The 26,288-nt window shown below is 44.9% G+C and carries 21 protein-coding genes and 1 tRNA gene; 20 read left to right on the forward strand and 2 right to left on the reverse strand.

What is annotated here, in order from left to right; translation table 11 throughout:
* Positions 1 to 1,080 carry a Fe(3+) ABC transporter substrate-binding protein gene (locus J2T20_RS22490; protein WP_307591756.1) on the reverse strand — a complete coding sequence of 360 codons (1,080 nt, stop codon included), beginning with the start codon at positions 1,078 to 1,080 and terminating at the stop codon, positions 1 to 3.
* A gap of 218 nt (positions 1,081 to 1,298) precedes the next feature.
* Between J2T20_RS22490 and J2T20_RS22495 the strand changes: the two genes are divergently transcribed.
* Positions 1,299 to 3,158 (forward strand): FapA family protein, encoded by a 1,860-nt coding sequence (locus J2T20_RS22495; protein ID WP_307591758.1) that lies wholly within the window; start codon positions 1,299 to 1,301, stop codon positions 3,156 to 3,158.
* A gap of 602 nt (positions 3,159 to 3,760) precedes the next feature.
* On the opposite strand, the gene J2T20_RS22500 is transcribed toward J2T20_RS22495, so the two are convergent.
* Positions 3,761 to 3,834, reverse strand: a tRNA-Arg gene (locus J2T20_RS22500).
* A gap of 232 nt (positions 3,835 to 4,066) precedes the next feature.
* On the opposite strand from J2T20_RS22500, the gene J2T20_RS22505 reads away from it, so the two are divergent.
* The 19 genes from J2T20_RS22505 (at position 4,067) to J2T20_RS22595 (ending at position 26,286) form a co-directional block, all read left to right on the forward strand.
* Entirely contained in the window at positions 4,067 to 4,903 is an 837-nt protein-coding gene (locus J2T20_RS22505) for a hypothetical protein (RefSeq protein WP_307591798.1), read from the forward strand.
* 138 nt (positions 4,904 to 5,041) lie between these two features.
* Entirely contained in the window at positions 5,042 to 6,382 is a 1,341-nt protein-coding gene (tig, locus tag J2T20_RS22510; RefSeq protein WP_307591760.1) for a trigger factor, read from the forward strand.
* A gap of 266 nt (positions 6,383 to 6,648) precedes the next feature.
* Positions 6,649 to 7,239 carry an ATP-dependent Clp endopeptidase proteolytic subunit ClpP gene (gene clpP / locus J2T20_RS22515; protein WP_307591762.1) on the forward strand — a complete coding sequence of 197 codons (591 nt, stop codon included), beginning with the start codon at positions 6,649 to 6,651 and terminating at the stop codon, positions 7,237 to 7,239.
* 12 nt (positions 7,240 to 7,251) lie between these two features.
* Positions 7,252 to 8,508: an ATP-dependent Clp protease ATP-binding subunit ClpX gene (clpX, locus tag J2T20_RS22520; protein ID WP_307591764.1), complete on the forward strand. Its 1,257-nt coding sequence runs from the start codon at positions 7,252 to 7,254 to the stop codon at positions 8,506 to 8,508.
* Positions 8,509 to 8,618: 110 nt separating this feature from the next.
* Positions 8,619 to 9,764 (forward strand): flavodoxin-dependent (E)-4-hydroxy-3-methylbut-2-enyl-diphosphate synthase, encoded by a 1,146-nt coding sequence (gene ispG / locus J2T20_RS22525; protein WP_307591766.1) that lies wholly within the window; start codon positions 8,619 to 8,621, stop codon positions 9,762 to 9,764.
* Positions 9,765 to 10,766: 1,002 nt separating this feature from the next.
* Complete coding sequence (gene lonB / locus J2T20_RS22530; protein ID WP_307591767.1) at positions 10,767 to 12,476, forward strand: ATP-dependent protease LonB; 1,710 nt, start codon at positions 10,767 to 10,769, stop codon at positions 12,474 to 12,476.
* 150 nt (positions 12,477 to 12,626) lie between these two features.
* Positions 12,627 to 14,990 (forward strand): endopeptidase La, encoded by a 2,364-nt coding sequence (gene lon / locus J2T20_RS22535; RefSeq protein WP_307591769.1) that lies wholly within the window; start codon positions 12,627 to 12,629, stop codon positions 14,988 to 14,990.
* Positions 14,991 to 15,002: 12 nt separating this feature from the next.
* Complete coding sequence (gene yihA / locus J2T20_RS22540; protein WP_307591770.1) at positions 15,003 to 15,668, forward strand: ribosome biogenesis GTP-binding protein YihA/YsxC; 666 nt, start codon at positions 15,003 to 15,005, stop codon at positions 15,666 to 15,668.
* A gap of 82 nt (positions 15,669 to 15,750) precedes the next feature.
* Positions 15,751 to 16,341 (forward strand): non-ribosomal peptide synthetase module, encoded by a 591-nt coding sequence (locus tag J2T20_RS22545; RefSeq protein ID WP_307591771.1) that lies wholly within the window; start codon positions 15,751 to 15,753, stop codon positions 16,339 to 16,341.
* A 140-nt stretch (positions 16,342 to 16,481) separates the two neighbouring features.
* Positions 16,482 to 17,273 (forward strand): tyrosine-protein phosphatase, encoded by a 792-nt coding sequence (locus J2T20_RS22550; protein WP_307591772.1) that lies wholly within the window; start codon positions 16,482 to 16,484, stop codon positions 17,271 to 17,273.
* Positions 17,274 to 17,386: 113 nt separating this feature from the next.
* Entirely contained in the window at positions 17,387 to 19,396 is a 2,010-nt protein-coding gene (locus J2T20_RS22555; RefSeq protein WP_307591773.1) for an S-layer homology domain-containing protein, read from the forward strand.
* Positions 19,397 to 19,504: 108 nt separating this feature from the next.
* Positions 19,505 to 20,290 (forward strand): YveK family protein, encoded by a 786-nt coding sequence (locus J2T20_RS22560; RefSeq protein WP_307591774.1) that lies wholly within the window; start codon positions 19,505 to 19,507, stop codon positions 20,288 to 20,290.
* Complete coding sequence (locus J2T20_RS22565) at positions 20,271 to 20,957, forward strand: CpsD/CapB family tyrosine-protein kinase (RefSeq protein ID WP_307591775.1); 687 nt, start codon at positions 20,271 to 20,273, stop codon at positions 20,955 to 20,957. Before J2T20_RS22560 ends, J2T20_RS22565 begins: the two co-directional genes overlap by 20 nt.
* A 44-nt stretch (positions 20,958 to 21,001) precedes the next feature.
* A complete protein-coding gene (locus J2T20_RS22570) occupies positions 21,002 to 22,834 on the forward strand; it encodes a polysaccharide biosynthesis protein (RefSeq protein ID WP_307591777.1) in 1,833 nt (610 codons plus the stop codon).
* Positions 22,835 to 22,858: 24 nt separating this feature from the next.
* Complete coding sequence (locus tag J2T20_RS22575; RefSeq protein WP_307591778.1) at positions 22,859 to 23,482, forward strand: hypothetical protein; 624 nt, start codon at positions 22,859 to 22,861, stop codon at positions 23,480 to 23,482.
* A gap of 2 nt (positions 23,483 to 23,484) precedes the next feature.
* Positions 23,485 to 24,516, forward strand: coding sequence for a copper amine oxidase N-terminal domain-containing protein (locus J2T20_RS22580; protein ID WP_307591779.1), 1,032 nt, complete (start codon positions 23,485 to 23,487; stop codon positions 24,514 to 24,516).
* Positions 24,517 to 24,539: 23 nt separating this feature from the next.
* Entirely contained in the window at positions 24,540 to 24,764 is a 225-nt protein-coding gene (locus tag J2T20_RS22585) for a hypothetical protein (RefSeq protein ID WP_307591781.1), read from the forward strand.
* 38 nt (positions 24,765 to 24,802) lie between these two features.
* On the forward strand, positions 24,803 to 25,441 hold the full coding sequence (locus tag J2T20_RS22590; protein ID WP_307591800.1) for a sugar transferase: 639 nt from the start codon (positions 24,803 to 24,805) through the stop codon (positions 25,439 to 25,441).
* Positions 25,438 to 26,286: an NAD-dependent epimerase/dehydratase family protein gene (locus J2T20_RS22595; protein WP_307591782.1), complete on the forward strand. Its 849-nt coding sequence runs from the start codon at positions 25,438 to 25,440 to the stop codon at positions 26,284 to 26,286. The genes J2T20_RS22590 and J2T20_RS22595 overlap by 4 nt, the downstream gene beginning before the upstream one ends.
* Positions 26,287 to 26,288: the final 2 nt, after the last annotated feature.

Genomic DNA, 26,288 nt, shown 5'->3' on the forward strand with positions numbered 1-26,288 from the left:
TTATTTCCAACCCGTTTTGTTCATAATTTCCAGTGCTGCAGCATTGTGCTCGCCCAGTTTACCCAGATCGATTTGTTGGGTTTTGAAAGTGCCCCATGACTTCAGAAGCTCGGGAGTTTCGGCCTTAGCATTCACCGGGAATTCAAAGTTTTCTTTGGCAACCATGTTCTGAGCTTCGACACCTGTCAGGAATTCGATCAGCTTAACCGCATTATCCTTATTCTTGCTATGCTTTGTAACTCCGGCACCGCTAACGTTAATATGAGTGCCTGTAGTCTCCTGATTCGGGAAAAAGACACCGATACTTTCGCCAACTTTTACCTCTTCCGTGTCCTTGGAATTCATCAACAATCCCACATAGTAGGTATTCATTAAAGCTACATCCCCAACGCCGGCAACAATAGCTTTGGCTTGATCGCGGTCATTACCTTCCGGTGTGCGAGCCAGATTCGCTACAAACCCTTTTGACCATTCTTCGGCTTTTTCGGGGCCATTCAGTTCAATAAATGAAGAGAGAAGGGACTGATTATACAAACTGGAGGAAGGACGGACAAGTACTTTCCCTTTCCAGGCTGCACTGGTTAGATCCTCATAGGTAGACAGCTGTTCAGGTTTTACACGGTCTTTGGAGTATACGATAACACGGGCCCGGGTAGAGAGACCGATCCACTGGTTTTCCGAATCACGCAGCTGCTTGGGTACATTTTGATCTATGGTCTCGGAGGATACAGGCTGTAGTATCCCAGCTTCTTTGGCATTATTCAGCACACCGCCATCTACGGTCAAGAAAAGATCAGCTTCGGTGCTTTCCCCTTCACGTTTGAGGCGTTCGATTAATTCTTCAGCTTTGCCGTCTACGATGTTCACCTTGATTCCGGTCTCTTTAGTGAATTGTTCGTAGAGCAGCTTATCCACATCATAACTTCTAGCGGAATAAATATTTACAATCTGTTCTTTCGTTTCGACATTACCTGCATTCGTGTTGTTGGTCTCTTTTGCTTTGTCTGTTCCGCAACCGGCTAACAATCCGGCAGTCAATACGGTGGTTAGTAGCGGGGCAAATAATGTACGGTAGTTCACGTCAACACTCCTCATAGATAATGATTATTATTCTCAATTAAAGATTAATTAATTTGAATCATATAGGCTCCCTAAATCCTTGTCAACTATAAAAATATCCAAACCATCCAAGTAATTCCCGAATTAACTTACACTCTGAACGTTGATTTGGTATAGTGATTATAAATAACTTCCATATAACGTGGCTTAAAATATAAACAAAAATGGAGGGCGGACTAATGCCTGACCGGATGTCGGAAAAAGATTTAAATCAGCTTATTAATATGCTCGAATGGGAGTCAACAAGTAACGATAACCATCCAGATGTTTTTTTAAGTGAGACACAAATAGGGGATGATTCAGACGGACGTTTGCTCGTTCGCGCCGATAAAATATTCGTACAGGATCCTCTTCCAGGGGGCTGTCCTGCGGTCATTTCCGGGGTTCTTCCGGTGGTGATTCAGGTCAACGGAGTGAAAATATCAAGTCCAACCGAGGTTACATCTGAGGATACCATTGAATGGGAAATTTCTGAGCCGCCGCTGTATGGGATAACGATTTCGGAGGACAAGCTGTTAGCGTTTTTCACCTTGTATTCACCAAAGCGATATGCCTGGAACCTGAACGACCATAATGCGGTATCCTGGTTGGAAATTACAGCAACGATGAATACAGAAGTAGAGGTCGGACATCTCACCCTGAACAAGGTGATTTCGGATTTTGAGAAAAAATCAATCACCCAGAATCTCAACATCTCCGGAATTCATGCCGAACTGCAAAATCCGAGCTATCAGCCCATTCCCGTCGCCAACGGGAGAGCAGCTGTGCCGGGTGAGAACGCACGAATGGAATTGTTTTTTGCAGAGAATATAGTTGAAAGTGAATTCAATGAAATCGGGGGGCAGGTTGATTACCGCAGTCATCTTCGAATTCCTTCTGTTGTAAGAGGCGAAGTGATTGCACGTAAGATTCCTGTGGTTGAGGGCATTCCCGGATACGATGTTCATGGGGAGATCTTATATCCTCAGCACCCGACGGATATTATTGTAATCGCTAAGGATCATACGGTGCTCCTTGTTAACAACGAAATACGTGCACTCCGTGAGGGCAGACCGCGTATGACCGGTGATAAAATGAAGTATTTTGACATTTGTACCTCATACACTGTTCCAGGTAACGTTAGTATCAAAACGGGCAATATTCTCTTTTCGGGAGATGTTATTATCCGCGGTAACGTGGAAGATAATATGATTATAGAATCACTAGGTAATGTATATGTAGCTGGAAATGTTCATAACTCTACGATTACAGCAACCGGCAGTATTCTTATCAAAGGGAACGTGGCTAACAGCAAACTGTATTCCGGTTACTTCGGCGTGATGTACAACCGTATTTATATTACCTCCCAGTTCCTCATTGAAGAGGTGAAGGTTCTGCAAAAAGCCGCAGGCCTACTGACACAAGCTGTGGAGAATCGTAAGCAATCTGTAAAATATGGACAGGCTGTGCTGCTCCTGCTGGAGAGTAAGTTCAAAAAAATCCCGCAGGTGATTCGGGAACTGCTGGCAGTGCTCACTCATGTTCAGGCATCATTTCACCACGATCTTGATCAGATCACGCATTTTTTGAGTGTATTCTTGAATCCGATACAGCTTGTTGACTTCATGAATGAATCATCTCTCAGCGGATTTATTAATTCACTTGTACAGCTGCACTCAGGGGTGGCCCGGATGCAGGAAACCAAGGTTGAAGTTAATATGGGCAAATCCCAGAACACAACTATTAAATCAAACGGCGATATTATTATTCATAAAGACGGAATTGTGCAGTGTGATTTGTTTTCTTCGGGCAATATTACATTTCTGAGTCCTGCTTCTGTATGCCGGGGCTCCCGGTTAGAGGCAGGCGGTACGATTTCAGCCTATCTAGTAGGCGGAGAGAGCGGCGCTCAATCCTATCTCAAAGCGAAACGAAGCGTTACTATACGCAAAATGTATTTGGGCAAGATCACCATTGACCGCTATTCCGCAGATATTACAGAGCCGGTAGAGAATATGGTGTTTGACAGTGAAACCATACGGAAGATGGCGATGATCTAAGTGGAGTAGGAGTAAATTTTCTTAGATCAAAACCCCGATCACTTGCTGCAGCAAGTGACCGGGGGTTTTTTTTGACAAGTTGGATGCCTAATATTGACTAGGGTGCGACTATTCCGGCTCAGTTGGTTAAGTATATAGGGAGTAGTTAGGAGTAGTTAGGAGTAGTTAGGAGTAGTTAGGAGTAGATGGAATAGTAAATGGAGTGAGTAAGGGAGTAAATAAGGGATTAAAAGGAGATGGTTAGTAGATAAGTGTACTTTGTGCAATTATTTTAGGGGGATGGAGTCATTCTTTGAATTTAAGTGTACTTTATGCAACTAAAATGAGGATATTAAGCGTTTTTGGTGGAAATCAATGGATTTAGTTGTAGAAAATACATCTATTTGTCTAATTTGGTGAAAAGAGAGAAGTTTAGTTGCACAAAATACAGTTAACTCGATGGTCGAGTGGGTAAAGTGGGTAAGTGGGTAAAGTGGGTAAAGTGGGTAAAGTAGGTAAAGTAGGCTAAGCAGGTGATGAGATAGTGGTGTTTCAGGTGTTATAGGAGCCTCCCATCACCATAACGTAAAACAGCCTCCCCGAAGGAAGGCTGCTACAATTGACGTCCCGGAAGGGATTCGAACCCCCGACCGTGCGCTTAGAAGGCGCATGCTCTATCCGGCTGAGCTACCGGGACATGTAATGAACTCTGAAAAGCAAGCAAAATTTATTTTATCATACATAAAGATCTTTTACAACTTGTTTTTTAAAGAATCCGAAAAGGGTATGCTATACTCTACAATGGATATAAGAAAAGAACCGGATGATTTCAAGGAGGTGCCCTCATTAAGAATTCTAATTCCCCCGCCAAAGATAATATCGTGCTGTTTCCGAAAACGTTGGATTACTATCAGATCCAATTGACGGTGATGCTGGAGAGTGAACGCTACGGGGAAGCGATGGAGCTCCTGCGTTTTTTACTGCAATGCCAAGGACAGGAAGAACGTTATTATGAGGAATGGCAGTCGCTGCTCGAATGGTTGGAGACGGCCTTCCCTTATGCTGCACAGCATGGAGACTCAGATGGGTCCGCTTACGGACATGAGGAAGACCTCGGCGAAGAGGATATGGCCCGAATTTTGGCTCAGTCGAAGCAGGCGGAAGATCCAGACTATCCGAATAAACTATTGCTGAAGATTATGAACGAGCCTCTGGCGGAGAGTACTGTTTTGGCTCTGGAACAACTCTCTTATGTGAAGGGAGAAGGAGTGGATGAAGCGCTGATCTCTTGGCTGCAGACGGGCAAGGTACATCCATTACTGCAATTTCGAACGATGCAGACACTGCGCCGCCGTGGAGTAGAAGGTGCAGTTAAGCTGGTTCGTGGACTGGAAACATCCGTTATTGAGATAGATGATATCCCGCTGCAGAGTGACGATTTCCCGCCTCAGGTTGTTTTGGTGCTGGAAAGATTAGCCCAGCAAGCGGAAGTGCATGAGCCTACTCTATATTATTTTGCACAAGAGCTTTGGGGCCAGTTCATCATGTCGATTTATGGCACTGCCGATTATCGCTCTCTAATGTCAGATGAAGATGTTTTGCTGGATATATGGGCCGGAGCTTTGCACCAGATCATCTCTGAGAGTCTGAACGGTTCCCGGAATGAAGAAGAGACACGGAACATGTACGGGATTACGGATACTATGAGATTTCAATTTGAGCAAGCCTACCGCTCTCTTAAGGCCTTCGTGAAGATAGGAATATAGGATTTGTGGTACCGAGATTAACAGAAAGGCAACACTACTTGATAAAAAAAGTAATTTTGTATATAATATAATGGTTATTCTGTGCGTGGATTAATTTGATTGAAACATGTGAACCTATCTTGGAGGGGAAAGTATATTATGAAAGCAACTTGGGAGAAAATAGAGAAGAACCTTGGTGTTCTTGAAGTCGAAGTCGAAGTTGAACGTGTAACTGCAGCACTCGACAAAGCTTTTAATAAAGTAGTTAAGAAAGCAAACGTACCTGGATTCCGTAAAGGCAAAGTACCGCGGGCTATTTTTGAATCCCGTTTTGGTGTAGAAAGCTTGTATCAAGATGCAATTGACATCCTACTTCCTGAAGCATACGGTGAGGCTATCGATGAAACAGATATCTTCCCAGTAGACCGCCCTGAAGTTGATGTTGAGCAGTTTGCTAAAGGCCAACCGTTTATTTTTAAAGCTAAAGTAACTGTTAAGCCTGAAGTTAAATTAGGCGAGTACAAAGGACTTGAAGTTCCTGTACAGAAAGCTGAAGTAACTGAAGACGAATTGAATGCTGAGCTTACTCGTCTGCAAGAGCGTCACGCTGAGCTTGTTGTTATTGAAGACGAAGTAGCTGCAAACGGCGATATCACAGTTATTGATTTCGACGGATCCATTGACGGTGTACAGTTCGAAGGCGGACAAGCTGAGCGTCATTCCCTTGAACTGGGCAGCAACTCCTTCATTCCTGGCTTCGAAGAGCAGGTTGTAGGTATGGGTGTTGGCGATCTTAAGGACGTTGAAGTAACTTTTCCAGAAACTTACCACGCTGAGAATCTTGCAGGTAAAGTAGCTGTATTCAAAGTGAAACTGCATGAGATCAAACGCAAACAGCTTCCAGCTCTAGATGATGAATTCGCTAAAGACGTAAGTGAATTTGACACTTTGGAAGAATACAAAGCCGACCTTAAGCAACAGCTTGAATCCCGTAAACAGGATGAGCTGAAAGGCACTCGCGAGAATGCTGTAGTTGATAAAGCGGCTGCAAACGCAGAAATCGAAATTCCTGAAGCTATGATCGACAGCGAAGTACAAAACATGGTTCGCGATTTCGACAACCGTCTGCGTCAACAAGGCATGAACATGGATATGTTCCTTAGCTTCTCGGGTCAAACTCGTGAAGATTTGCAGAACCAAATGAAAGGCGATGCTGAGAAACGCGTTCGCAACAACTTGGTACTGGAAGTTATCGCTAAGACCGAGAACATCGAAGTTTCCGAAGAAGAAATCACTCAGGAATTGGCTACTATGGCTGAAGCTTACAAACGCACTCCTGAAGAAATCCGCAGCATTCTGACAGCTAACGGTTCCATTGGCAGCTTGAATGAGGATATTTCCCTTCGTAAGACAATCGAATTCCTTGTAGCAAACAGTGTTGAAGTTGAAGCGGTTGAAGAAGCTGCAGCTGAAAGTACTGAAGAAGTTAGTGCTGAGTAAGATTTTTCTTAGCAGCAATATTTAACTAGAGTGGCCTTTATAGGTCTCCATATACAGTCGATAAGGCACGTATATTGTTACGTGCCTTATTTTTTTATAATCTCAAGGGAAAGTAATTCAAGGAAATACATAGCGTAGAGTTATGAATGGCTGACTTTCGGGATATAATTACGCTGTAAAGTGAAAAAATGACATAGGGCTTTGAACGTGTTAAAATATTTCTGAAAAGGAAAGACTATCTTCTGTAGAGAAAAGAGGTTGGTGGCATGAGTCTGGTACCAATGGTTGTGGAATCCACAAGTCGGGGAGAACGCTCATACGATATCTATTCCAGATTGCTGAAGGATCGCATCATTTTCCTGAGTAGTGCGATTGACGATGATGTCGCCAATCTGGTCATAGCTCAATTGTTGTTTTTGGCAGCAGACGACCCCGAAAAGGACATTCACTTGTACCTCAACTCACCCGGTGGTTCTGTAACAGCCGGTATGGGTATATATGATACGATGCAATACATTAAACCGGATGTTTCCACGATTTGTGTGGGGATGGCAGCAAGTATGGGATCGCTGCTTTTGACTGCCGGAGCGCCGGGTAAACGGTTTGCTCTTACGAACAGCGAAGTAATGATTCACCAGCCGCTAGGTGGCGTTCAGGGTCAAGCGTCAGATATTTTGATTCATACCGACTGGATCATCAAGACTAAACAAAAGTTGAATCAGATTTATGTAGAACGCACAGGTCAGCCCCTTGACAAAATCGAACGGGATACAGACCGCGATAATTTCATGAGCGCGGAAGAAGCGAAGGCTTACGGCCTTATTGACCAGGTTCTCACTTCACCGATCAAATCTTAAAGGGGTGGTTAGATGTTTAAATTTAATGATGAAAAAGGGCAGCTTAAATGCTCCTTCTGCGGTAAATCACAAGAACAGGTTCGCAAGCTTGTAGCGGGACCAGGCGTTTATATATGCGATGAATGTATAGAACTGTGTACAGAAATCGTTGAAGAAGAGCTCGGTCATGAAGAAGAGCTGGACATGAAGGATATTCCGAAACCGAAGGAAATCCGTGATATTTTGGACCAATACGTTATTGGACAAGAACAAGCAAAGAAGTCACTCTCTGTAGCGGTATATAACCACTACAAACGGGTGAACAGCCAGAGCAAAATCGAAGATGTTGAACTGACGAAGAGCAACATCCTTCTACTTGGTCCAACAGGTTCCGGTAAAACTCTCTTGGCACAGACCATGGCTAAGATTATTAACGTTCCTTTTGCCATAGCAGATGCTACGTCCCTGACGGAAGCTGGTTATGTCGGTGAGGATGTTGAGAATATTCTGCTGAAGCTGATCCAGGCGGCCGATTACGATGTAGAGAAAGCTGAACGCGGTATTATCTATATTGATGAGATCGATAAAGTAGCACGTAAATCGGAGAATCCGTCCATTACTCGGGATGTATCGGGTGAAGGCGTACAGCAAGCATTGCTGAAGATTCTGGAAGGAACTGTTGCTTCCGTTCCTCCGCAAGGTGGACGTAAGCATCCTCATCAGGAATTTATTCAGATCGATACGACGAACATTTTGTTCATCGTAGGTGGAGCGTTTGACGGACTGGAGCAAATGATTAAGCGCCGTATTGGTAAAAAGGTGATTGGTTTTAACTCTGCTGTTGAAGGTCAAAAAGATCTGAAAACCGGCGAATACCTGTCTATGGTATTACCGGAGGATCTGCTCAAATTTGGACTTATCCCTGAATTTGTAGGCCGTCTGCCGATCATCTCCACGCTGGAGCCACTGGATGAGAAGACACTGGTACGTATTCTCTCCGAGCCGAAGAACGCGCTTGTGAAGCAGTATATCAAGCTGCTGGAGATGGATAATGTAACGTTGAAATTCGAGCCGCTGGCACTTGAAGCGATTGCGAAGGAAGCGATCAAACGCAATACAGGAGCTCGCGGATTGCGCGCGATTATCGAGAGCATTATGCTTGATGTTATGTATGAGGTTCCCTCACGCGATGATATCAAGGATTGTGTGATCACCGAAAAAGTTGTTCAGGAGAAGGCATTGCCTGAGCTGAACATGAAGAAAGACAAGAAACAAGAGGAAAGCGCGTAAGCTGGCGTTCCTTAACAATACATGTCATAGTCTCCACCTTTCTTCCGCATATCCCGTTCTTAACAGCGGGAGCGAAGGGGTGGAGCTTTGGCGTTATGGGGGAGAAAACCATGTTCTTGAGACACCAGACACGTCCCGTCAATGTTGGCGGGCTCATTATTGGGGGAAACAACGAGGTTGCCATTCAAAGCATGTGTACGACCAAAACAGCGGATGTCGAGGCGACTGTAGCCGAGATACTACGGCTGGAAGAAGCGGGCTGTCAGTTAGTACGTGTGACCGTGAACAATGAAGAGGCGGCGGCTGCGATTAAGGAAATTAAGCAGCGGATACATATTCCTCTTGTAGCGGATATCCACTTTAACTATAAATTGGCCCTGCTTGCTATTGAGAATGGGATTGATAAGGTTCGTATTAATCCCGGGAATATTGGTCGTCGTGAGAAGGTTGAAGCCGTAGTAAATGCTTGTAAGGCTAAGGGTATTCCGATCCGGATCGGCGTAAATGCCGGATCATTGGAGAACCATTTGCTGGAGAAGTACGGTTACCCTACGCCGGAGGCTATGGTCGAAAGCGCACTGTATCATATTGGCATCCTGGAAGAATTGGATTTCCATGATATCATCGTTTCTTTGAAGGCATCTGACGTTCCAATGGCTATAGAAGCCTACCGTCAAGCTGCTGAGGTTATTCCTTACCCGCTTCATCTTGGAATTACTGAATCCGGTACTCTCTTTGCAGGTACGGTTAAGAGTTCTGCCGGTATTGGAGCTCTTCTGTCCATGGGCATCGGCAGCACTGTACGTATTTCACTGAGTGCCGATCCTGTAGAGGAAGTTAAGGTGGCACGGGAACTTTTAAAGACATTTGGGCTTATCTCCAATGCGGCAACGCTCATATCCTGCCCAACCTGTGGACGTCTGGATATCGATCTGTTCTCCATTGCTAATGAAGTTGAAGAGTACATTTCCAAGCTCAAGGTGCCGATCAAGGTATCCGTATTAGGCTGTGCGGTTAACGGACCCGGTGAAGCTCGTGAGGCCGATATCGGCATTGCAGGGGCGCGTGGAGAAGGAATGCTGTTCCGCTACGGAGAAATGATTCGAAAAGTACCGGAAGCAGAACTTGTGAGTGAGTTGAAGAAGGAAATTGACGCTATTGTCGTAGCATACGAAGCTACTGGCGAGATTCCCGGCCGCAGTCATGCTAATTTGGCACCTCCAGTTCAAGCTAGAATTTCAGGTAATGGTATTTAAATGCAATTAATGCAATTATAAATAGGTTCAAGTGACGAAGAACGTCCCAAGACACCCCGGTTTATCCGGTGGTATGCTGGGGCGTTTTTTATTTGAATAGGGGCTAAGATATGAAAGATGCGGTATGAGCTGGCGCGGAATGTACTAGACTATTGGGGATGAATGGGATGATCGGCTTGATCAGGTATGATGAGCATGATGGGCTTGATGAGTATGATGAGCATGATCGGGTGGGAACATTGGTTGAGCGCATCGGTTGAGCTGACAGCAATAGAGGGGATTTGTCCTCTATATTGGCCGATACCGGCTTATTATCCGGATACATCAGTAAAATAGATGTATCTTATACACTTATTTCTAGACTTTAGCGTTGTGATGTATGAATAGATGTACTTTGTGCAACTAAAAACATGAATATGCCGGGTAAAGCCCGGAATATCCAAAAATAAGTGTATAAAGTGCAATTAAACACCTTAAAGTGTGCTAAGGGAGAAAAATAAGTGTAGATTGTGCAACTATATAAATTGACACCCATGTAGGTAGACGATTTGTCTTGTTTGTCGCGGATACCCCGAGGAGATCCTTCTACTCTTATTCACAAACTTCTTGACGCTACTCTTATTTGGGCAACTAGAGGGAAAAGCACCCGCTAATCTCCTTGGTAACCGTGTAATCAAGCGAATACTAGGATTTCACAGGGAGTAATTCCCTTTAATCACGAAGGATTGAATGAATCCTTAGATTTATAGGGAGAAAACCCCTCTAGTCACGAAGGATTAGGTGAATCCTTAGATTTATAGATAGGAATTCCCTCTAAATTTATTGCATTTAGCATGGGGTGTGTGTATGATTGTTTTTCTCGTTGTGTAAACGGAAGTTTGCATAATCTCTCATAAATCCTTTCTGGTGCGTTTATTGATGACTGAAAAGGCTATACTACCTAGTAGCAGTTAGTTGCCTTGGTGCAAGGTCAATAGAAACAACGAATTAGGAGGGTGACCTATGGAATTAAGCATAATGCTGATGATCGTGCAGCTCTTTTTTGCGCTGGTTATCGGCGTTTATTTTTGGAATTTGCTGCGCGGTCAGAAGAGCAATAAATCGGCGGTCGAGCGCGAGTCTCGGAAAGAGCTGGATAAGCTTCGGAAAATGAGGATGATCTCGCTAACCAAACCACTGTCGGAAAAGACGCGTCCGGCCTCCATTGGTGACATTGTAGGGCAGAAGGACGGACTTCGTGCTTTAAAGGCTGCGCTTTGCAGTGCAAATCCGCAGCATGTCATTATATATGGCCCGCCTGGAGTCGGTAAGACTGCTGCCGCACGCGTTGTGATGGAAGAAGCGAAGAAAAACCCGCTCTCTCCCTTCAAAAGCGATGCCAAATTTACTGAGATTGATGCAACAACTGCCCGTTTCGATGAACGGGGGATTGCCGATCCGTTAATTGGATCTGTACATGATCCGATCTATCAGGGTGCGGGGGCGATGGGTGTAGCTGGTGTTCCGCAGCCGAAGCCGGGGGCCGTGACGAAAGCTCACGGAGGTATCTTGTTTCTCGATGAGATTGGTGAGCTGCATCCAATCCAGATGAATAAGCTGCTGAAGGTACTGGAAGACCGCAAGGTACTGCTGGAAAGTGCCTACTATAGTTCAGAGGACAGCAATACGCCTGCTTATATTCATGATATTTTTCAGAATGGACTGCCGGCAGACTTTCGGCTTGTGGGTGCGACTACTCGGTCACCGGATGAGATCTCGCCTGCTCTGCGTTCTCGCTGCATGGAAATTTATTTCCGTCCCTTATTGCCGGATGAGATTGAAGTTATCGGCCGTGATGCGATACAGAAGATTGGCCTCAAACCCAGTCCCGAAGCCGTCAGTGTGGTTAAGCAATATGCAACCAACGGCCGCGAAGCAGTTAATATGATTCAGCTGGCGGCCGGTCTGGCCCTAACAGAGCAGAGGGACACGTTGAACGCAGCGGATGTGGAGTGGGTAGCAGGCAGCAGCCAACTTCCACTCCGTACAGAGCGGAAGATTCCATCTTCGCCACAGATTGGACTGGTTAACGGTCTTGCTGTATACGGGCCGGGTATGGGCACACTGTTGGAGATTGAAGTATCGGCAGCGCCTGCCGTGAACGGCCAAGGAAGGCTGACGGTCACGGGGGTTGTTGACGAAGAAGAAATCGGCGGGGGCTCGCGTACGATTCGGCGCAAAAGTATGGCAAAGGGCTCTGTTGAGAATGTACTCACAGTACTGCGTACAATGAATCTGGCGCCGGATGGTTATGATCTGCACGTCAATTTTCCAGGGGGGACCCCAATTGACGGGCCGTCCGCAGGGGTGGCAATGGCTGTAGCTATTGTCTCTGCCATCCGGGGTCTGCCGGTGGATAATACAGTCGCGATTACCGGGGAGATAGGCATCCATGGTCGTGTAAAACCGGTAGGCGGTGTTATCGCTAAGGTAGAGGCAGCTTTTCAGGCCGGGGCGACTACAGTGCTGATTCCAAAAGAAAATTGGCAAACTCTGTTCGCCGATCTTGCGCCGCTGCGTGTACTTCCAATGGATACGATTGAAGAAGTATTCCGCCATCTCTTTGGGGCTCAGACTGCTGATGTAAGACTTCCTGCAGTGATCGGAGAGACCTTCACATCAGCGCCTTCACTCCTTAAGGCGGATGCCTCGGGAGAGATTACTAATCTTTAAGCAAGCCCTGCTGGATGTTCGAGCGGTCTGGCGAAAATAACGAGCTTAAACGACAGGCTGCGATTAGGCAGCCCGTTGGTGTTTTTATCCTGCATTTGTTAGAATGAGAACATATGACACTACTTGAGAACCATTGGAGGTGCGAAAGCGATGATACCCAACAAATCTAAAGGTCGTCGTTTTCCTTTATTACCGCTTAGAGGCCTTCTTGTGTACCCTAGCATGGTTCTTCACCTGGATGTGGGACGCGAGAAGTCAGTTAGAGCGTTAGAGAAGGCTATGGTGGAAGACAATTTAATCCTCCTCTGTTCTCAGTCTGAAGTAAATATTGAGGAACCGGGACAAGATGATATATTTCGGGTAGGCACTGTCGCAAATGTGAGGCAAATGCTGAAGCTGCCGAACGGCACGATTCGGGTGCTGGTAGAAGGCGTGGAGCGAGCCGAAATCATTCAATATACCGATAATGAGGAGTACTATGAGGTTATAGCTCGTGAGTTGCCGGAGCAAGAGGATGGTGATCAGGAGAGCGATGCGCTGATGCGGACCGTTCTGACCCAGTTCGAGCACTATATTACCTTATCTAAGAAGGTTACACCTGAGACACTTGCTGCAGTATCCGACATCGAAGAGCCGGGAAGACTTGCCGATGTTATTACTAGTCATTTGTCGCTGAAGATCAAGGATAAGCAGGAGATTCTGGAGACCATTGATGTTCACAAGCGTCTGGAGAAGCTGCTAGACATTCTTAACAACGAGCGCGAGGTTCTGGAGCTGGAGCGTAAGATCGGGCTGCGTGTGAAGAAACAGATGGAGAAGACGCAGAAGGAATATTATTTGCGCGAGCAAATGAAAGCGATCCAGAAGGAGCTTGGCGAGAAAGAAGGCCGGGTTGGGGAAGCCGAAGAGCTTCGTTCCCTGATGGAAGACAAGAATTTACCCGAACGCGTCAAAGAGAAGGTTGAGAAGGAGATAGACCGCCTTGAGAAAATGCCGGCAAGCTCGGCTGAAGGCGGTGTTATCCGCAACTATGTAGATTGGCTGCTTGCTCTTCCTTGGAATGATTCTACAGAGGATGATCTTGATATCCAGAAGGCGGAGCAAGTGCTTGATGAGGATCATTACGGTCTAGAGAAGCCCAAAGAGCGGGTTCTGGAATATCTCGCTGTGCAGAAGCTTGTCAAGAAGCTGAAGGGTCCGATTCTATGTCTGGTAGGGCCTCCGGGTGTCGGCAAAACATCGCTCGCCCGTTCCATTGCCCGTTCACTGAATCGCAAATTTGTCCGTATCTCACTCGGCGGCGTACGTGATGAAGCGGAAATCCGCGGTCACCGCCGTACCTATGTCGGTGCGATGCCGGGGCGGATTATCCAAGGCATGAAGACCGCCGGAACGATTAATCCCGTCTTTTTATTGGATGAGATCGACAAGATGGCTGCAGATTTCCGCGGAGATCCATCGGCTGCTTTGCTGGAGGTGCTGGATCCGGAGCAAAACAATACGTTCAGTGATCACTTTGTTGAGCTTCCGTTCGATCTCTCGAATGTGATGTTCGTGACTACGGCTAATGCAGTGCATAATATTCCGCGTCCTTTGCTGGACCGGATGGAAATGCTGTATATTCCGGGGTACACAGAGCTTGAGAAAATGCAGATCGCCAGCCGTTATCTTTTGCCTAAGCAGAAGAAGAATCATGGACTCGCGGATGAACAGTTAAGTATAGGAGATGAGGTTCTATTGCTCATTATCCGTGAATATACACGCGAATCCGGTGTTCGGAATCTGGAACAGCAAATAGCGGCGTTGTGCCGTAAGGCTGCGAAGCAAATCGTATCGGAAGAGAAGGAGAATGTGATCCTTCAGCCTGAAGATATTAAGGATTATCTGGGAGTCTCGAAGTACCGTTACGGTATGGCGGAGCTCGAAGATCAGATTGGAACCGTGACCGGCTTAGCCTGGACCGAGGTTGGAGGCGATACGCTGCTGATCGAGGTTACTGTAGTACCGGGAACCGGAAAGCTGACACTTACCGGGCAGCTCGGTGATGTTATGAAGGAGTCCGCGCAGGCAGCCTTCAGTTATACCCGTTCGAAGGCGGAGGAGCTGGGACTACAGCCCGATTTTTATGAGAAAATTGATATTCACATTCATATTCCCGAAGGTGCCATTCCGAAGGATGGGCCGTCTGCAGGTATCACTATCGCTACAGCCCTAATCTCTGCTCTCACTAAACGTTATGTCTCGAAGGATGTTGCGATGACGGGTGAGATCACGCTGCGCGGTCGTGTGCTTCCTATCGGGGGCTTGAAGGAGAAATCACTTGCCGCTCATCGGGCGGGTTACAAGAAAATTCTGCTCCCCAAAGATAATGAGCGGGATCTGAAAGATATACCGGAGAGCGTGAGGAATGATGTTGAATTTGTACCGGTATCGCATATGGATCAGGTGCTGCTGCACGCCCTTGTGAACGCAAATGTAGAAATTAGTAATGAGCCACCTAGTAGTGTGCATTAGAAAGGAAGTCCTATGAAAGTAACTAGTTCCGATTTTATTATCAGCGCCGTTGGCCCTGATCAGTATCCTGATGATGCCTTGCCAGAGGTTGCTCTGGCAGGGAGATCCAATGTGGGGAAGTCTTCCCTCATTAATCGTATGATTGACCGCAAGAACCTGGCCCGGACGAGCTCGACCCCGGGTAAGACGCAGCATATGAACTATTACCTTATCAATGAAATGATGTATTTCGTCGACTTTCCGGGATATGGATATGCCAAAGTGTCCAAATCTCAGCGGGCAGTATGGGGCAAGATGGTCGAGAAATACCTAGCCGAGAGAGATACGCTGAAGCTGGTTCTGCTGATCGTAGATTTACGCCATCCTCCTACAAGTAATGATAAGATGATGTTCGATTGGCTTAAGCATTATGATTTGCCGCTCTGTGTAGTAGCTACCAAAGCAGACAAAATCCCTAAAACCCGTTGGCCGAAGCACATCAAGATTATGAAGCAGGAGTTAGGGGTTCTTCCGGGAGATAACTTCATTCCATTTTCATCCGAAATCGGTCTGGGTAAAGAGGAGTTATGGTCATTAGTAGAGGGCTTTATCTCTACATCAGGAGCAGAAGAAGAGGATTTGCCTGAAGTGGCAGCTGAGGATGCTATATCTGATTCTGAGGAGTCCTCGGAGTCATAAATTTGCCATTATTCACGTAATATGACAGGACCCTTTATTGTATAATCATGCTAAAGGTTTTTGAAGAATCGAGGCGATTCCTATGGCCCAGCGACGATTAGCTACAGAATATGTGAATGCTACTTTGCAAATGACAGAATTTCAGATGAACCAGTTCCTGCGCTCAGCCGATACCAGCTTCATCAGTCACCGTGTGAAAGTACTCGGGGCCGGTGAACAAGAAATTGTGCTTGGAGCAGCCGGAGGAGAGGAAGTTCACTTATCTTTTGCTCGAAATGGTGGTCTTTATGTTTGCGTGCTGTCTTGCCGGGTGGTCAACCCTCATCTCAACAATATCATCCGGAAGCTATTCATCACCTATAAGGGCACGGGAACAGTGAACCGTATCTACAAGGGACTCATAATGATGTATTATTATGAACAAGGTTCCGTCCGCCAGATCTCTGAGGTGACAGCAGACGGTAACAAGCTGGTGTATCAATATAAGTATTCTGTAGCAGAAATGCTGCGCCTGTATCAATCTGACTTCATAGAACGGGAGATTGAAGGCTTGCGCAGGGAAGTTAATGTTCTGCTTGATGTACGCAATATGACCCATCGTGAGAGTGAACTAAGAGAGATAGATTCTACTCTTGAAGCTTTAGCAGTACGCTTATTTCAATTGGAAGTCTGATGTATGAACTCATTTTATATCGAATACAATCTTCTCAATTAGAGAGGGTTGTATTTTTTTTTTTTTTTTTTTTTTTTTTTTTTTTTTTTTTTTTTTTGAAAAAACCTAAAAATTTAACAGAAAGGAACCGATATAAAAGTATGATAGATATTCATTGTCACATATTACCTTTTATGGATGACGGGGCTTCCGACTGGGAAGCTGCTCTCGTTATGGCCCGGGAAGCCGAACGAGACGGGATTACCACGATTATTGCTACACCACATCATGCCAATGGACAGTATATGAATCCGGCCCCTAATATAGGGCAGGCGGTCAAACTGTTCAATGAAAAACTTCGCCAGAGTGATAGCTCACTGCTTGTTCTTCCCGGTCAGGAGATCCGTATCTACGGAGATCTTCTGAATGATTTGGAGAAGGGGACATTGCTGAGCCTTGCAGATTCGCGTTATATTCTGCTGGAAATGCCTTCTTCACGTGTGCCTCGTAACATGGAAGAAGTCTGTCACGAATTGATCATTCAGGGTTTCGTACCGGTTATTGCCCACCCGGAGCGTAATGCTGAGATTGCTTCTGATCCTTCCAGATTGGAAAGGTTAATAGAGCAGGGATCAATAGGACAAGTAACCGCTCAGAGCGTTGCCGGGGTCTTCGGCAGCAAGCTGCAGAAGCTATCCCTGGAGCTTTGCCGCAGAAAACTTATCCATGTGGTAGCATCAGATGCCCACGACAGTGTTCATCGGCCCTTTGGACTATCCGAGGCGTATCGGACTCTGGAAAAAATGATGGGTAAAGAAACTTGTGATTATTTCCGCGAGAATGCCGCGAAGATTGTCGGAAATAAAGAAATAGGCAGAGGAGGGCCTGATTTAGGAAGAAGGAAGCGTCACAAATTGTTTGTATTTGTAAAAAGACTGCTAGATAAAGAATGATATAATGGGTTTTATTGGATTAGAATTGCATATTTCCCTGTAATAGATGATAGGTTTGCAGAACTAGTAAATTGGGTTTATCAATAATAATACATATAAAGAGGTGCTTAAATTTGAGTATTAAGAAGAAGCTAGTAGTATCAACAATGGCAGTAAGTATGGCGGCTGCATCCGTGGCTGGACTTCCACTAGGTATCAATGGATTCGCAAAGCAAGTTGGAATCGTAGGAACAGCTTCCGCAGCGACTAGCGGGAATTTTGCTGATCTGAAGGCTCGTGCAACAACTCTTTATGGAAGTCTGAGTGAAACAGATAGACAAATCCTTCGTGATTTCCGCGCTGAGCTTCAAGGGCTTGACAAAACTGAGCTGGAAGCTATTTTTGCACCTGTTCTAGCACAACTTAGTTTTTTGGATGATAACGATAAAACTGCATTGTTCAACTTATACATAGAGGTAGTTACTTCGGTATATACCCCTGATTATTCCGCAGTAACTGACATTTTAGACTCTCCTAACTATCAATCTTATGAAGATGTCCTTAAGAAAATCGGTGCAGAAGCTGGTATTACAGGTCTTTCAGTGAATGAAGTTTATAACTTTGTGTTCGGTGCTTCCGGAGTGGAGCAACAGTTGATTACCCTATTCAAAGGTAAAAAAGAAGCAGATTTGCTGGCGATTGCCCTTGATTCGAATAGCACGCAGGCTCTAGAAGCTAAAGCAATTGTTCTTGACAGCCAAATTGGTACTGCTAACTATACGTTGAGAGCGGCTCTGAACAAACTCGGCATCACCTCAGAAATGCTGTCAGCTACCAAGGCAAATCTTGAAGCTGAAGCATCCGTAACTCAAGAAAAACTTGCAACCCTGGTGTTGGCGCAGGCTTATTATAATGCTTATATTAAGACTACTATTGTTAATCCTCCAACCGGTGGCATTGTGACTCCTCCAACTACGACTCTAGAGCAACAATATACTGCTGCTTCAAATCTTGATGTTTCTAGTCTTGTACAAGTCACAGATGGCAAAGCAACGGTGAAACTGACAGATAGCGACACCATTACAGCAATGACCAAGCTAACTGCCGCGGCTAAGGCGGCCGGTAAAACAGGTGAACTCACGCTAACTCTGAACGTAGGAACAGTAACTGCTGCAACAGTAGAGGTTCCTCTTTCCAAAGCTATCATTGATGCTGCTAAGGCCAATGGAATTACCAATGTTGCTGTTACCTTCAACGGCTTGACTGTAACGATTCCGGTATCTCAATTCAGCGCAGCACTTGCATTGACTGTATCCACAGTAAATGACAATGCGGCTACATCTGTTACCAAGATGAAACTGGCTTCAAATGTCTATGAATTCAAATTAACTGTTGATGGTGTGGTTACTACATCCTTCAAACGGCCGATTCAATTCAAACTTCCGCTGAAGAATGTTCCAGGCTTGGATAAAGAACTCCTGTCCGTTGCTAAGATTGTATACGGAGACCTTCAATACCAAGGCGGAGTAGTTGAGGGTGATTTCATCGTTGAACCCCGCGATACATTCTCTTCCTACGTTGTAGTAGAGAACAAAGTCACTTTCAATGATATCGCCAGTGTACAAGCATGGGCAGGTAAACAAATTCAAGTAGTAGCCGCTAAAGGTGCCATTGAAGGTGTTGGACAAGACAAATTCGCTCCGAAGAGCAATGTTACCCGCGCGGAATTCGCAAAAATGTTGATCCGTGCTCTGAACTTGGAGAACAACTCGGCAACACAAAGCTTCACGGATGTGAGTTCTTCCGCTTGGTACGCTCCATATGTAGCTGTTGCTGCTGAGAAGGGAATCATTACTGGACGTAGCGCTTCCCAGTTTGATCCGAATGCAACGATCACTCGTGCTGAAATGGCGACAATGATCTCACGCGCTTTGAAATCCATTAATCCTTCCCTTACATCGGATGCAACAGCAATCAGCAAATTCTCGGACGCTGCTAAGATCAGTGCTTCCCTGAAGGGCGGAGTGGCATTCGCAGCTAGTAATAACCTGGTAATCGGCAACGGTGGTAAGTTTGAGCCTAACAAAACAGCTACTCGTGCTGAAGCCGCAGTAATCATCTATCGTACTATGAACTTCAAGTAGAATAGTATTCTCAAAGTACAAAGTGAGCCTCCTCTCATGAAGGTGAGAGGGGGCGCTTTTTTAGGATTAGTATTATATATTACAGAAACCGCTTGGAGGTAATTTTACTTGTCATCACAAGAATTGGATCTTCGCGACTATTTCCGGATCATTCAAAAGAGGCTCTGGCTTATTGTCAGCATTGTTGTTGTAGTGTGCGCATTTGCCGGGGTGTACAGCCTGTATATCAAAAAACCGGTGTACGAAGCTTCCACAAAAATTATCGTTAACCAGACTCCGACACAGTCAACGGTGGCGCAGCTCGATTTGAATCAAATCAATACCAATATCCAACTCATTAATACCTATAAGGAAATTATTAAGACTCCTGCCATACTAGATGTCGTTACGAAGGATTATCCGCAATTCAATGTTACTACTGAAGAACTTATGAAGAAGGTCAATGTCAGCTCTGTAAATAATACGCAGGTGATGACACTTGTCGTTAGAGATAATTCCTATTCACGGGCTGCTGAGATTGTGAACGCCATATCTTTGGTGTTCAAGCAGGAGATTCCATCCCTGTTCAATGTGCAGAACGTATCGATACTGAATGAAGCGAAGGTTAATCCTCCAATCGCTCCAGGCCCGGTGGAACCCAATGTAGTTCTTAACCTGGCTATCGCTTTCATAGTATCCGTGATGATTGGTTTGGGGATCTCCTTCCTGCTGGAATATTTGGATGATACCTTGAAGACAGAAGCGGATATTGAGCAATATCTCGGTCTGCCAACATTAGCAATGATTACGAGAGTTGGGCAAGATGAATTCAATAAGGGAGCAGGGGTAGAGACTCAGGCTCTGCAATCCACCAGAAGAGCGGGGGAACTAGAGAATGTCACAGCAACTAAGTAAACAACGCCAACTGATTACACTGACAAACCCGCGTTCTCCGGTATCAGAAGCCTTTCGCGCACTGCGTACCAACATTGATTTCTCATCTGTAGATGAGAGAATTCAAGTGATCATGGTGACTTCGTCCGGACCTGAGGAAGGGAAATCGACGATTTCAGGGAATTTGGCCGCCTCTTATGCACTGAGTGATAAGAAAGTCTTATTGATAGATGCCGACTTGCGTAAACCAACAGCACATAAGACATTCACGCTCAGCAACCGTTATGGATTATCTTCTTTACTGTCTCAGCAAATTGGCATTGAAGATGCAGTTCAGGTTACTACTATACCGAATCTTTCCATAATGACATCAGGCCCTATACCTCCTAATCCGGCTGAAATGATGGCTTCGAATCGAATGACCTCCGTAATTCAGGAGCTCCGCCAAAGGTATGATGTGATTATTATCGATACCCCACCGCTATTGGCGGTTACAGATGCTCAGATTGTGGCTTCCAAGAGTGACGGTGTCATTATGGTAGTCAGCTACGGCAAGGTTAAGCGGGATATCGCTGTTAAGGCTAAAGCCAACCTGGATCGTGTGGGTGCAAGAATGCTTGGTGTGGTTATGAATAACGTTAAGCGAAAAGCCAGTGAAGGGTACTACTATTATTATTATGGCAATTGAGTTGAATGTTTTTACGGAAAATTGTTATTTTTGGAGGCACCAAAATGACAGCGAAATCTAGAGTGATCTTTTTATTCATCGTTGATCTTTTGATCATATGGTTTAGTTTTGTTAGCTCCTATCTGTTCCGATTCATAAATCATATACCTCCAGATTATTTCACTCAAATGATTCAGATGGGTGTCATTTCAACCCTAACCTTCGGGGGAAGTCTTATTTATTTTGGACTTTATCGGCGGGTGTGGCAGTATGCGAGTATTGGGGAAATAATATCAGTAGTTAAGGCTATTGCGGTGGGAGCAGTCCTCTCTTACAGCATAGCCTACCTTTGTCTTCCGGAACGTGTGCCCTTTGGCGTAGAAGTGCGGGCGATGGAGACCATCCTGCTGTTGGTGGGGGGTGTTCGTTTCTTGTGGAGAGTATTCCGCACTGAGCGTATCAATTATGAGGACACCAGAACGCACACGCTTATTGTAGGAGCAGGGGATTGCGGAACGCTTATTGCCAAGGAAATGATGGGGCCTTCTTTTGCACACACGAGGCTGATTGGATTTATTGACGACAGCCCTAACAAGTACCACATGTCAATTCTAGGGATTCCCGTCCTGGGAAACCGTTATGCGATCCCGAGTGTGGTTAAGGATAGAGATATTCATGAGATCATTATTGCGATACCTTCCGTCTCCAGAACTGAAATATCCGAAATCATTAAGCTCTCCAAGACGACAGGGGCCAAGCTTAAGATTATCCCGGCACTGAACGATCTTATAGCAGGCAAAATATCCGTCAAGAAGCTGAGAGATGTAAGTGTAGAGGATTTACTGGGACGTGAGCCTGTTGTAGCGGACCTCAACAGTATTCTTGATTATGTCCATCATAAGACAGTACTGGTTACAGGGGCAGGTGGATCTATAGGCTCAGAGCTGTGTCGCCAGATTGCCCCCTTCATGCCGGACAAGCTGCTGCTGTTAGGGCATGGTGAGAATAGTATTTACACGATTGAAATGGAGTTGCGTAAGAGCTGCCCGGATATAAATATAGTTACAGTTATAGCGGATGTACAAGATCGTACACGTATGATGGACGTATTCCGCAGCTACAAGCCGAATGTGGTCTTTCATGCGGCAGCACACAAACACGTTCCCTTGATGGAGCGAAATCCTGCTGAAGCTATCAAAAATAATGTATTCGGTACTCGCAATGTGGCCGACTGTGCGGATAAATTCGGGTCAGAAAGATTTGTAATGATCTCTTCAGATAAGGCGGTTAACCCAACCAGTGTGATGGGGGCAACCAAGCGGATTGCGGAGATGTATGTACAATCTCTCAACGATTTAAGTCAAACCAAGTTCTCAGCAGTTCGCTTCGGCAACGTACTTGGTAGTCGAGGCAGTGTAATCCCGGCGTTCAAGCAACAGATTGCTGCCGGTGGTCCTGTTACCGTTACCCATCCAGAGATGATCCGGTATTTCATGACTATACCTGAGGCGGTACAGCTTGTTATTCAGTCCGGTTCATTCGCGAAAGGCGGCGAAGTCTTCGTGCTGGATATGGGTGAACCGGTAAAGATTCTAACTTTGGCTGAGGATTTAATTACTTTATCCGGCTATGAGCCTTATAAGGACATTGATATTAAGTTCTCCGGCATTCGCGAGGGCGAGAAGCTGTACGAAGAGCTGCTGACCGATGAGGAAAACTTAGGCTCTACACATCATGGCAGGATTTTTATCGGAAGACCGAATGTGATCAGCCAGAACCAACTGGAGCTTGAATTCAAACGTTTGGAACGTGTGCTTACCGAGGATGGGGAAGCGATACGCGAAGTCATTAATCAGATTGTCCCCATGCAGCCCGTCGCTCAAGCAGCAAGTAGCTAACTAATTTATAACGGGGGATACATTATGTTCAATAAAAGATGGAAAAGGGTATTGCTGTGGGTTCTATCAGTTATTGTTGTGTTAGGAGTTGGAGGCTTATTCGCCGCTAACTATGCTGTAGATAAATTGATGAATTCCATGGTTGGAGGCTTCGATGTAGAGTCAGAGAATATTGTGGATAGCCAAGTAGAAGGAACGACACCTGTGGTTACTAATACAACTACTGCTCCAACCGCTTCTATAGAAGACGGAAACAATGTTCAAGCTGAAGCTGGTCAGGACAAGCCGGAAACTACCGCGACCGTAACCCCAGCACCTTCAGTAACTGGTGAATCCTCCAATAGCGGATATACCGCACAGATCTCAACAGATAAAGCTAAGAAGATTCAAGAAAATGTAACTGTAAAAGAGAAGGCAGATGTGGTCTCTATCGTGTTAGGCCAGTTAAGCGTCTCAGATATCAATTACCTCAAAGAACTAGCCAGTGGAGGTTTATCCATAGACGAGAAGCGCGAAGCACGCTCTATTATTCTCAGTAAAGTATCAGAGCAGCAGTATAACGAGCTAGCACAAATTGCTAAGAAGTACGGAGTTAGCCAAGGGAAAACACGCGATCAGGTATTAGGAGAAGAAAGCGGGAGTGAATAATTGTGAGAAAAGTGAGATATCCAGCAGCGCTATTAAGTCTATTCTTGTTGATCAGTATGGCACCATTAACAGTATCGGCTCCGGCCAATGTGTCAGCAGCTACTATAAATAAGAGCACCAATACAATCAAAGTTCAAAATATGAATGTGAAGCTGACGTTTGACGGAGTAGTTATGCAGCCGCCTGCGGGGCAGTATGTGTTCATTTACAACAATACAACCTACGTTCCATTGCGCTTCGTTTCCTATGCCTTGCAGAAAAGTGTTAGCTGGGATGCCAAGAACGTAAAGGTTACCGTAGCTGAGCCAAGCAGTGCAGAGCTTGTCGTTATTAAGGAATATTTAATGAATGCAACGAACGATAATAGCGCTTCTACGACTTCGAAGAACATTATCCTAAATCGTGTTAAAGCAAGTTATGGATTTAATGGTACGTCCAAGAGTGTACCCACGGGTCAATCCAGTTATCTCTTGAACGGTTCGTTATACGTACCTCTTCGCTTCCTATCGGAGTCCGTGGGAAATGAAATCATGTGGGATCAGAAATCGATGACGATTACCGCAGCTTCAGCTTCTTATAAAGCGCAGACTGCTGCCGGCGGCAAAGATACCACCACAAACAACAGCGGTAAGGACACTAATGGAGCAGCGGCAACACCTGCCCCGACCACTGGAGCAACTGGTGGAGGTTCTGCAGGAGCGGGTGGAGGAACAGCAAAAGCTTCATATGAATCCATTACCAGTGACACTGAAGCCAAGCTGAACGCACTTCAATCAGAGAGCCGATCCACCTTGATAGCTATTGCGATTGAGTATGTGTCTGCTAAAGATGCTGCTAGCAAAGCAAGTATCAAAGCCAGAGGCGTGCAGCAGTTGTCCTCATTTACTTCCAGCTTCAACAGCATATTGTCCGACGCCGAATCTAAACTCCAAGCGGGTGGATACGACACGGGAATTATTAGCCAATATAGAGCCGAGTTCGAAGCTCAGCTTCAAGAAGGTCAGACCATAGCAGATAAAATGGCGGATAGATAACAATCTAAAGTGAGGTTATCCTAATGAGATTAAGAGAATTATTAACTGTGGTAGAAGCTAACATTACGCTTGAAATATCAGGATTAAATGAAGAGTACGTTACGAAAAAGGACATTCCTGAATTTCGTATGAACTCGGAAGTCAACGGACTTAATGCCATTGAGAATGGATTGATGATCAAGCTGGCTGAGCCCAAGAAAGTACCAACCTTAGAGGAATTAGGGTATTCCTTTGAGGTTGGGGTTTAAAGAATCTAGTGGCCTTTTCAGATCGGGGGATAATTATGATTTACCTTAAAGTAAAGAGAATATTAAGTTTATTGTTATCGTTAACCGGTCTGATTATAGTCTCACCGGTATTATGTATTCTGATTATTGCTATAAAAATTGATTCGAGAGGTCCAGTATTCTTTAAGCAAAAACGTGTCGGTATTCATAAAACGCATTTCAATATTCTGAAATTTCGAACAATGCGAATAGATACACCCAAAGATACCCCAACACATCTTCTAAACAACCCGGAACAATATATAACTAGAATGGGGAAGTTTTTAAGAAAAACAAGTCTGGACGAGCTTCCACAAATATTCAATATCATAGGTGGTTCTATGGCTGTTGTAGGTCCACGTCCAGCTCTCTGGAATCAATACGATTTGATTGAAGAGAGAGACAAGTATGGGGCGAATGATGTATTGCCAGGATTGACAGGTTGGGCTCAGATTAATGGCAGAGATGAGCTGTCCATAGGAGTTAAGGCGAAATTGGATGGGGAGTATGTCCAGCAAATGGGCTTAACCATGGATTTAAAGTGCTTCTTCGGAACGATTTCCAGTGTGTTGAAAAGTGAGGGAATCGTTGAAGGCGGAGCCGGGAATATAAATACTAAGGATGAGATGGCAAGTAATAAGGGGACAATGTCAGCATGAAAAAAATACTTATTACAGGATCTAAGAGTTATATAGGTACAAGTCTAGAGAAATGGCTGGAGAAGTATCCTGATAAATATTCTGTAGACACCGTTAACATGAGAGGTAATTTGTGGAAAGAGTATGATTTCTCGAAGTATGATGTTGTTTTTCATGTAGCAGGGATTGCTCATATAAAGGAAACTAAAGAAAATGCAGAAATTTATTATATGGTTAACCGTGACTTAGCATATGAATCTGCTCAAAAGGCTAAGGATAGTGGTGTTAAACAATTTATTTTTTTAAGCTCCATGAGTGTTTATGGAATTGAAAATGGTATTATTGACAAAAATACTTCTACCATTCCTAAAAGTAATTATGGGAAGGCGAAGCTTCAAGCGGAAGAACTAATAGTCCCCTTGAAAACGACTAGCTTTAATATAGCAATCATCCGTCCACCTATGATATATGGCAAAGGGTGCAGGGGCAATTACCCAAAACTGGCTAAGCTAGTATTAAAATCACCTATCTTCCCTGATATAGATAATAAACGCAGTGTAATTCATATAGATAATTTTTGTGAATTTGTAAGACTGTTGATAGATGATTGTAGTAGTGGATTGTTTTTTCCTCAGAATAAAGAGTATATGTGTACTTCAGAAATGGTTAGACAAATAGCTGATATTCACCGGAAGAAGATATGGGTGACAAAATTATTCAATCCATTATTAAAATTATTGAAGACGAGTTCAGTGAATAAGGTATGTGGTGACTTAGTATATGAAAAAAAAATGTCGTTATTAAAAGAAAGTTATTGTCTCAATGATTTTAATACTTCTATTTCCTTGACTGAAATGAGGCACTGACC

Origin of the sequence: Paenibacillus wynnii (assembly GCF_030812855.1) — a bacterium.
GTDB lineage: Bacteria > Bacillota > Bacilli > Paenibacillales > Paenibacillaceae > Paenibacillus_AQ > Paenibacillus_AQ wynnii_A.

What these genes read in the sequence shown, in the direction of transcription:
- lon (WP_307591769.1), top strand. Translation starts at nt 12,627, where the DNA reads ATGATACCCAACAAATCTAAAGGTCGTCGTTTTCCTTTATTACCGCTT.
- J2T20_RS22550 (WP_307591772.1), top strand. Translation starts at nt 16,482, where the DNA reads ATGATAGATATTCATTGTCACATATTACCTTTTATGGATGACGGGGCT.
- J2T20_RS22570 (WP_307591777.1), top strand. Translation starts at nt 21,002, where the DNA reads ATGACAGCGAAATCTAGAGTGATCTTTTTATTCATCGTTGATCTTTTG.
- J2T20_RS22575 (WP_307591778.1), top strand. Translation starts at nt 22,859, where the DNA reads ATGTTCAATAAAAGATGGAAAAGGGTATTGCTGTGGGTTCTATCAGTT.
- yihA (WP_307591770.1), top strand. Translation starts at nt 15,003, where the DNA reads ATGAAAGTAACTAGTTCCGATTTTATTATCAGCGCCGTTGGCCCTGAT.
- ispG (WP_307591766.1), top strand. Translation starts at nt 8,619, where the DNA reads ATGTTCTTGAGACACCAGACACGTCCCGTCAATGTTGGCGGGCTCATT.
- J2T20_RS22585 (WP_307591781.1), top strand. Translation starts at nt 24,540, where the DNA reads ATGAGATTAAGAGAATTATTAACTGTGGTAGAAGCTAACATTACGCTT.
- tig (WP_307591760.1), top strand. Translation starts at nt 5,042, where the DNA reads ATGAAAGCAACTTGGGAGAAAATAGAGAAGAACCTTGGTGTTCTTGAA.
- lonB (WP_307591767.1), top strand. Translation starts at nt 10,767, where the DNA reads ATGGAATTAAGCATAATGCTGATGATCGTGCAGCTCTTTTTTGCGCTG.
- J2T20_RS22505 (WP_307591798.1), top strand. Translation starts at nt 4,067, where the DNA reads ATGCTGGAGAGTGAACGCTACGGGGAAGCGATGGAGCTCCTGCGTTTT.
- clpX (WP_307591764.1), top strand. Translation starts at nt 7,252, where the DNA reads ATGTTTAAATTTAATGATGAAAAAGGGCAGCTTAAATGCTCCTTCTGC.
- J2T20_RS22565 (WP_307591775.1), top strand. Translation starts at nt 20,271, where the DNA reads ATGTCACAGCAACTAAGTAAACAACGCCAACTGATTACACTGACAAAC.
- J2T20_RS22595 (WP_307591782.1), top strand. Translation starts at nt 25,438, where the DNA reads ATGAAAAAAATACTTATTACAGGATCTAAGAGTTATATAGGTACAAGT.
- clpP (WP_307591762.1), top strand. Translation starts at nt 6,649, where the DNA reads ATGAGTCTGGTACCAATGGTTGTGGAATCCACAAGTCGGGGAGAACGC.
- J2T20_RS22545 (WP_307591771.1), top strand. Translation starts at nt 15,751, where the DNA reads ATGGCCCAGCGACGATTAGCTACAGAATATGTGAATGCTACTTTGCAA.
- J2T20_RS22495 (WP_307591758.1), top strand. Translation starts at nt 1,299, where the DNA reads ATGCCTGACCGGATGTCGGAAAAAGATTTAAATCAGCTTATTAATATG.